General features: G+C 46.4%; 4 protein-coding genes. All 4 read right to left on the reverse strand.

Annotated elements, in window-relative coordinates:
- A partial coding sequence (locus QUA38_RS27100) for a hypothetical protein (protein WP_333167362.1) occupies positions 1-206 on the reverse strand: 206 nt, incomplete at its 3' end.
- A gap of 41 nt (positions 207-247) precedes the next feature.
- Positions 248-1,117 (reverse strand): BMP family protein, encoded by an 870-nt coding sequence (locus QUA38_RS27105; protein WP_333167366.1) that lies wholly within the window; start codon positions 1,115-1,117, stop codon positions 248-250.
- 342 nt (positions 1,118-1,459) lie between these two features.
- Positions 1,460-3,634 (reverse strand): glutamine synthetase III, encoded by a 2,175-nt coding sequence (locus QUA38_RS27110; RefSeq protein WP_333167364.1) that lies wholly within the window; start codon positions 3,632-3,634, stop codon positions 1,460-1,462.
- Positions 3,635-4,534: 900 nt separating this feature from the next.
- A partial coding sequence (locus tag QUA38_RS27115; RefSeq protein WP_333167365.1) for an alpha/beta hydrolase occupies positions 4,535-5,317 on the reverse strand: 783 nt, incomplete at its 5' end.

Below are 5,317 nucleotides of genomic sequence, written 5' to 3' on the forward strand. Positions count from 1 at the left end.
CGCTCTTCTTGGAGCGATCGCGATTGCTGGATCTGCGCCTGAAAGCTGAGGTAGATCAGCAAGCCACCTGTGGGCAGTAAGCTCAGGAGAACCAAAAATATCAAACCATAGCGGAGCTGATTTGCAATAGAAAAGAAGCGTTGCCAAGGATGAGAACGGGAGCTTCTGGCGATCGGCAGAACGCGCTCGTTGCGTTGATTTTGCATCAGACTTAGGATCAATATTGGTAAATCAATTAATGCGCTCACTAAGGAGACACATCAATTTGGCCAGTCGTCACAGCTTCTCGGATGGTCTTGAAAGTGTCCTCTTCCTGAGACGTGAGACTACCACGGAAAGGGGCAAAGTCGTAGATCTTTTCCTTGAGCCCAAACTTGTAAAGTTTTCCTTCCCAGCGACCTTGCTGGGTTAACACTGCCACATTTAGCACCAGATTGGGAATGTCCTGGAGAACGCTAGTTAGGACTTTGCCGGGAGCCACTTCATACTGATCCTTTGTCCTACCAATCACAAAGACTCCTGGCTTTTGCGAAACGGCTTTTAGCGCGGCTAACCCTGCCTCACCCGCGTTGAAGGTCAAAACATCTACTCCAGAGGCAACCATATCCGTTGCAATTTTGATGCCTTTTTCCGTATCAACCCAAGAATTGAGAAAAGCAGTCGAGGCTTGAACAGATGGATTCGTTGCCTTCACTCCCCGTCTAAACAAGGCTTCTTCTTCTTTGTAAACCGGATAAGGTTCACCCACAATATAGCCAACTTTATTGCTTTTAGTCTTTATCGCAGCTAAAGCGCCTGTGAGATACCCCACTTCACCCGATCGAAAGGCAACAGCCCCCAAATTTCTGTTATTCCCTGGATGCGTTGTAATCAGGGCAAATTTCGTTCGCGGAAATTCTTTAGCGACCTTTTCGGCAGTTGTGGAATAGGCACCACTGGCTGCAATTACCACGTCATAGCCTGACTGGGCATATTTGCGTATAGTAGGTTCACTATTTTCACCGTCAATACTGTCAGTAATGTCTACCTCAGCATTAAATTTATTTTTGATTAGATTCAATCCTTCAAAGCAAGCTTGATCCCAACTTTGGTTGTCTTTGGCGCCTGTGGTGAGCATTGCCACTCTAAAACTGCTAGAGGTGCTTGCTTCAGGGGAAGAGTTTACGTTCGGAGTCGATCGGCTGCAACTGAGCGCAAAAAATAGAGCTAGAGCCGCCAAAGTCATTTGTTTGAAAAGAGATTGAATTCGCATAATAGCTTTTCGCAGCAACATTACTTTTTCTACCCCGATACCTTTGTTGAACGGTATCTCAAAAATCTTCACAACTCTTACTATCGTTCGTATTTAATGCCTTTGACAGATTCAGCGTCACACTCATTTAACCTCAAAAACAAGTAAGGACACGGCACTGCCGCGTCCTTACAAATCTAACCTGCAATTAACCGAATGTGTTTGCTCTTACTTAACAAACAGCATTTCTTGATAAGTAGGGAGAGGCCACAAATCATCAGCCACTTCACCTTCCAGAGCATCCGCATACTTGCGAACCTCATCCATCAAAGGACGAATTGTTTGCGAAGCATATTGCATATGGTCTTCTGTCGAAGCAAAATCGTGCTTGCTCAAAGCAGCACTCAATTTGCTCGCAGTATCCATCATTGACTTAACCAGAACCGCTACTTTTTCGGCACTTTCCTTTTCCAGTTCAATCCCAATATCTTTCAATTTAGAAATCGTGCCGGAAAGTTCAGCTAAATACCTCACCGCTGCGGGGTAAATAATGGTTTTTGCAATGCTTATTACCAGTTTTGCTTCGACTTCAAGTGCCAGCAAATACTGCTCAGCATAAACATCGTAACGGCTTTCCAATTCAACGGGAGTCAGAACACCTGTCTTTTCAAACAAATCTTCAATATATCCTTCCTTCAACACGGGCAAAGCATCGGCCGTAGTCCGCAAGTTAGCTAAACCCCGTTCCTCAACAGCCATTTTGTGCCATTCTTCGGAATAGCCGTTGCCACCAAATACAACCGCACCGTGTTCGTCCATCACTTCTTTGAGAAGTGTTTGGATGGCAGCATTCAGTTCCGTTCCGTTAGCCAAATCGCTTTCTAACTTGTTAGCAATCCAGTCCAAAGAATCTGCAAGAATTGTATTCATCGCCACCAGCGGCCCAGAAACAGACTGACCCGAACCTACTGCACGGAATTCAAATCGGTTTCCAGTAAAGGCAAAGGGCGAAGTCCGGTTTCTGTCCCCAGCATCCTTCGTGAAAGTAGGTAGTGTTTCTACCCCTAAGTTCATAATTCCCCGACCTTTAGAGTCCTTAACTTCTCCCCGGCTAATTTGCCCGAAGATATCTTCTAATTGCGAACCCAAATAGACAGAGATAATTGCTGGCGGAGCCTCATTTGCGCCCAATCGGTGGTCGTTGCTGGCAGTCGCAACTACCGCGCGCAACAGCGGGCCGTATTTGTGAACTCCGCGAATCACAGCGCCGCAGAACACTAGAAATTGTATGTTCGAGTGCGGTGTATCGCCGGGGTCTAATAAGTTTCCTTGGGTGGCATTCCCGACCGACCAGTTGACGTGTTTGCCGGAACCGTTAATGCCGGCGAAAGGCTTCTCGTGCAGCAAACACATAAAACCGTGTTTCTTCGCAGTGTTGCGGAGAATTGTCATGGTTAATTGTTGGTGGTCGCTGGCGACGTTTGCTGCTTCAAAAACTGGTGCAATTTCAAACTGACCGGGAGCTACTTCGTTGTGGCGGGTTTTGGCAGGAATTCCCAGCCTGTACATTCTTTCTTCTACTTCTTGCATGAAGACTTGAACGCGCTCTGGAATCGCTCCAAAATAGTGGTCGTCAAATTGCTGACCTTTCGCAGGAGGTTTGCCGAAAAGGGTGCGACCTGCTAGCAGTAAATCGGGGCGGCTGGTGGTGAAATTGGCATCTACCAGGAAGTATTCTTGTTCGGAACCGCAACTGGAATTGACCGGAGCAACTTCGGTATTTCCTAATAGCTTTAACACTCGGGTTGCTGCTTTGTTCATTGCGGCAATGGAACGCAAAAGTGGCGTTTTTTTGTCTAAGGCTTCACCTGTCCAGGAGATGAAAACAGTGGGAATGCACAATGTCATGCCGTTGTCTGTTTCCATGACATAAGCAGGGCTGGTTACATCCCAGGCTGTGTATCCGCGAGCGGCGGCCGTGGAACGGATGCCGCCGTTGGGGAATGAGGAGCCATCCGGTTCGCCTTGTACGAGAACTTTTCCTGCAAATTCTGAGATGACGGACCCGTCGCCTTGCACTGAGATGAAACCGTCGTGCTTTTCGGCGGTGCTGTTGGTGAGCGGGTAAAATACGTGGGCGTAGTACAGGGCTCCTTTGGAAATAGCCCAGTCTTTCATTGCGGCTGCAACTACATCAGCGACGGAATCATCTAATTTTTGGCCGGTTTGAATGGTATTTTTTACTGATTTGAAAATACTTTTGGGCAGACTTTCTTGCATCTTGCTCAGACTAAAAACGTCTGTTGCCCACATATCTTCTAGCCGCTTGAGAGGCCGAGCAGGCATCTGTTTGCGGTTGACGATTTGAGAAATTGCTTGAAGTCGCGATTCGTTTCCACTCATGGTTATTTGTATTGGGATTGGGGGACGAGTATTTGTGAAAAAATAGATGTTAGCAAAAGTCTAACTATTGACAAATATGTTGGATTTACCCAACGTTTTTAGTCAAAGCTAACTTTGGGCAGAATGCCTTTTTTGGCAGGATCTAAAAGATTGGACGAGCGAGACCCTATCACTTCGCCCATCGGGCGTGACAATCCAGTGTGAGATGCGGTTGGATTTCGGTTATTAGCAGCAATAAAATAGATGACAAGAGCCTGTACTAATTTGAGTCAACATGATAGATGTCTGCGCTGCACAGATTTAGTAACTAATCTTCACCCTGGTCAGCTCAAAAATTTTGTGCGAATCAATTCCGATGAATTCAGGTCAAAACTACTTATGGTTTTTAACGGTTCGACGATCGATAAATCGCAGTCCAGCAAACAACGCACTCGTTTAGGGGTTTTGGAGAATTATGGAGAGTACACAATCTACACTTGGAGAGTTTAAACAATCATTAACCAAATAAATGTATCGCAGGCTACAGATTTTTAGTTTTTTTTCAGAAAGGTCGATCGCACCGATCGGACACAACCGCAGGATTCCAGTGTAACAGGACGCTGGGCGCTGAAACTGGGAGAAGATCGTACATTTACAGGAGTTACCCAGGGATACTATATATAGTGTGCCAAGAAAGGACTCTCGCTTTGAGGTTGCTGAATTTGGGTATGAAATTTGTAGGGGCAATCCCCCCGTGGTGGCCGCACCGCTGGCGGAGTCAGCTTTTATTCAGCCGCACCACAAAATTTTCCCAGCACAGTAATGGGGATTTATATGAATTTAAAATTAAGAGATTTAGAGCAATAGTTCAGACAGTTTGAGACGCCGTTTATCGAGCATAACTGAGTATAATTTAAACTTTTATTTAACTCGTTGGTAATCCGAAGACTTCAGAACATGAGCCAAAAAGCGTTCTGTGTAGTACAAAGCCAGTTGATTGCTCGGACCATTAAAAACTGCATCAAAGGCGTGTTCAGCCCAAGGAATTTCGAGCAAAATAGCCCGATCGCCGGTGGCTCGCAATCGTTGGTAGAGCGATCGACCAAACTTGGGCTGAACGATATGGTCGCGACCTGCATAAACCAGTAGAGAAGGGGGAAGATTGGGTTTAATATAATTTATGGGAGAAGCGCGACGGTAAAGCTCATTGAGTTCGTCTGGGGTTCCTCCCAAAAAGGCACGCAAAACGGCTCTAACATTTATGGCATCAGGAAAAGGTGGGTCATTGTATCCCCGGATCAGGTCATTTGGCCCGTAATAGTTCACCACTGCTCGAACTGGAAGCACACTAGAATCATAAGCAGTTAGCATTGCTAAATGGGCACCTGCCGACCTTCCCATCAGAGCAATTCGATCGAGATCGATTTCCCAATCACCAGCATGAGTTTTGATATAGGAAAGAGCGGCTTGTACGTCCTCAAGCTGAGCAGGAAATCGATATTTGGGAGCGTGGCGGTAATCAATTGCAACCACACAATAGCCTTGGGCGGCCATGTAGCGGCTGAATTCTTCATTGGCAGCGGCATTGCCTCTCTGCCAAGCTCCCCCGTAGAGTGTGATAATCGCGGGATATTTGCCAATTTGCATCGGCCGATAAAGGTTTAGTTGCAGTGAAACTCCGTCAGGGTTGGCAAATCCAATAGC

This window comes from Microcoleus sp. Pol12B4, assembly GCF_036701385.1.
Lineage (GTDB): Bacteria > Cyanobacteriota > Cyanobacteriia > Cyanobacteriales > Microcoleaceae > Microcoleus.